The organism is Nostoc foliaceum FACHB-393, from assembly GCF_014698505.1.
Taxonomy (GTDB): Bacteria; Cyanobacteriota; Cyanobacteriia; order Cyanobacteriales; family Nostocaceae; genus Nostoc; species Nostoc foliaceum_A.
On record NZ_JACJTD010000166.1, the window covers coordinates 1 to 2,922 of the forward strand.

General features: G+C 41.1%; 4 protein-coding genes and 1 pseudogene. 3 read left to right on the plus strand and 2 right to left on the minus strand.

Annotation, left to right across the window (positions count from 1 at the left end):
* A pseudogene (locus H6G92_RS38580) lies at positions 1 to 251 on the plus strand (SDR family oxidoreductase); the annotation flags it as partial.
* A gap of 641 nt (positions 252 to 892) precedes the next feature.
* Positions 893 to 1,108, plus strand: coding sequence for an IS1 family transposase (locus H6G92_RS38585; RefSeq protein ID WP_199345149.1), 216 nt, complete (start codon positions 893 to 895; stop codon positions 1,106 to 1,108).
* A gap of 119 nt (positions 1,109 to 1,227) precedes the next feature.
* Here H6G92_RS38585 and H6G92_RS38590 read toward each other — a convergent pair whose 3' ends face one another.
* Entirely contained in the window at positions 1,228 to 1,491 is a 264-nt protein-coding gene (locus H6G92_RS38590) for a hypothetical protein (RefSeq protein WP_190733477.1), read from the minus strand.
* 220 nt (positions 1,492 to 1,711) lie between these two features.
* A complete protein-coding gene (locus H6G92_RS38595) occupies positions 1,712 to 1,924 on the minus strand; it encodes a tetratricopeptide repeat protein (RefSeq protein ID WP_199345150.1) in 213 nt (70 codons plus the stop codon).
* A 533-nt stretch (positions 1,925 to 2,457) separates the two neighbouring features.
* Here H6G92_RS38595 and H6G92_RS38600 point away from each other — a divergent pair.
* Positions 2,458 to 2,865 carry a transmembrane-type terpene cyclase gene (locus H6G92_RS38600; RefSeq protein ID WP_190902098.1) on the plus strand — a complete coding sequence of 136 codons (408 nt, stop codon included), beginning with the start codon at positions 2,458 to 2,460 and terminating at the stop codon, positions 2,863 to 2,865.
* Positions 2,866 to 2,922 lie beyond the last annotated feature (57 nt).

The window sequence follows — 2,922 nt, forward strand, 5'->3', positions numbered from 1 at the left end:
CAGATATTCGGCAACGAGCGTTGGGAGCAGATGGAAAACCATTAGGCAAAAGTCCGCGTGATGAAACGCAAGGCAATATGTCAGTAGATGAGTGTGTACATCAAATTATCTGGGCGATGGAGCGGCGTAAAAGAGAACACATCATGACGTTGAAAGGTAAAGTACTCCCTTGGGCAAAGCTAATTATGCCAGGATTGGTTGATCGTATAACTGCTGCGACCGTTCGCAAGCCAACTGCTACCCAGAAGTAACCAAAACTTCAGAAACTGCGTGGCAAGTAGATGATTTTTACTACTCCACAGTACAGTTTAGTACATCTCTCTCCTCACCCACTCCAACTCTCTACCGCCACATATTCCCCTTTGAACACATAAAAAGCACCCGCCCCCCACAGCGCACCTCCAGAAAACCCCCTGGCTCCAGTAGTCTTTCACTACTCCCACTTGCCGTTGCCGCAAAACAAGGTTGTAGACTTGTACGCTTTGTTGCGATCGCCTACATCGGGCGCTTGAGCGATCACCACATCTACAATTTGGGACACGGCGTAATTATGCCGCAGCAGCTACATTACGCTTGCTCAACTGTCTTAGGAAGTAAGTTCAACTCTGCATTGTTTTATATGTCCAAAGCAGGGGTAAGCGATCCCCTCTATGCTTAGGCGAAAGCTTATCGCCCGTCACCAATGGTGATTAACAATCTCTTTCCATAGCCGTGCGCTCGCTACCTTGGGGTAATGGTGCATTCATGTTTAACCAAGTTTTAATAACCATTGGTTTACAGGTATACAAATGATGGGGTTATATTGAGCTTGGTTTATTAAGTTATAGCAGTTTGATAGCACCATTCAGTCCGCTAGTTTGGGAGCATTTCACATCTCGAACTTTCTAATTGATTGGATGGGCAAAGAGCCTATGAACGACATTTACCAGCACAGCATCATGAGATAGTTAAACAGAAGATTCAACGAATTGAACAGAAGCACTTGAGATTAAGAACAAGAATCAAACAGCTAGCTCGGAAGACAATTTGCTTTTCTAAAACAGAGGAGATGCACGGCATAGTTATAGGTTCATTCATCAACCGCTATGAGTTTGGTTTACTAGTTTAAGGACATAGCAACCGATCTAGAACATTGCCAATTTATCTTTATGGGTGCAGTCATTAGCAATATTGCCCCTCTACAAAGAGCAAATCTCTTTTATCTTACATTTCATTCTAGCCGCCTACTTAGCTGAGAACCACCCAAGCGTAGCTAATGACTCCTAAAATTGCTATACCAACAATTGCTTCTCCTTGCTCATTCAAAAAATGGTAAAAGCTATTCAAAACGTAGTTTAATGCTGCCTGGCGACTTTTACCTAATTCAGTCATCAGCAATTTAACCCTCGCATCTACCTCTTCAATAGAGACTTCACCTTTTTGGTAAGCAACTTCTAACTCATTTAACTTGCACCAGTATTCTTTGGTATCTTCCACAAGGTTAGGAAACATAATTGAAGATATATTTAACAATGTTAATTTTCATTACGATTCTATCTTGCCAGCTAAAGCAGATGGTTCTGTCGATTTGGTGATATTTTCTCGAAGATCAAGGGTTGAGCTATATAAGTTGAGCTATATAAATAGACGCAACAAGCGTAGAGGATATTATTGTTTCCCAAGGTTTCCGTCTGCTGTAGGCTAGGGCATCGTTAGGATTAATCTTGATGGCTTAGTTATAATCGGTGATTGCCCTTTGTTTGTCTCTCAATTCAGAGCGGGCAATACCCCGGTTGTAATAGGTATTGGCAGAGTTAGGATTAATCTTGATGGCTTGGTTGAAATCAACGATCGCCCCTTGCAAGTCTCTCAATTCAGAGCGGGCATTTCCTCGGTTATTGTAGGCGTTCGCGTATCCGCCCACCGGGAGCAATGCGATCGCCAAAAGCCTAAGCTTCTCTTCGAGACGCTTCGCGAACGCTTCTCGCCGCCCCCGCCTTATCCCTGCCTAAGTAACAATCGCGCCTCCACAGCTTACGATTGCTCCTTGGGGTAATGGTGCATTCATGTTTGACAAATGAGTGACAACCATTGGTTGTCACGCACTCATTCAAGGGTGTTGTATTGGGCTTGGTTGATTGCGTCTAATCCTTGTATAGTGCAGTTTTAAAAGTTTCTCGCTCTTTTTGCATAAAGTAGAAAACTTGAACTGAAGAGTATTACATAGCAAACGAATTATATGTAAAGTAGGGGGCAACAGTTTAAAACTCCCATATTTATTTTTTTTGTAAGCGCTGCTCTGGACTCCTTGCCCCAGGGCAGTTTTTCATTGCACAGGCGGTTAACTAGAGTTAACACTCATGCTCAGTAACTTTGTATTAGATATGCAGTGCATTATTTACTTTGTATAAGAGGAATAATTGTATTACAGCCCGTAAGAATTTGGATTTTTAAAAAGCATAAAGGAGGTAATGATTTATGGGAACTTATTTAATGCTTGGCAGCGGAGCATTTTGGATACTGACTTATATTTTGTTGATTCAACGTGGCTTTAAAGATCAAACGTATAGAATGCCGTTGGTTGCGTTGTGCGCCAATCTTTCCTGGGAATTTATATTTTCTTTTATTCATCCTCATCAGCCACCACAACTTCAAATCAATATTGTGTGGTTGATGCTTGATTTAATTATCTTGTATGAATTTTTCAAGTTTGGGCAATCTGAGTTAAAGGATATACCAAAGAAATTATTTTATCCAGTGTTTATATTAACTTTATTTACTAGCTTTTGCTGTGTCCTGTTAATCACAGATGAATTAATTTCAAGATTGGAGCGGTGCGTATACAGCTTTTGGGCAAAATCTTCTCATGTCCATTCTCTTTATTGATATGTTGACCAAACGTAATACTGTCCGAGGTCAATCAATCTTTATTGCTATCATCAA

Coding starts and splice junctions, on each gene's coding strand:
- H6G92_RS38590 (WP_190733477.1), bottom strand. CDS start 1,491: ATGTTTCCTAACCTTGTGGAAGATACCAAAGAATACTGGTGCAAGTTA.
- H6G92_RS38600 (WP_190902098.1), top strand. CDS start 2,458: ATGGGAACTTATTTAATGCTTGGCAGCGGAGCATTTTGGATACTGACT.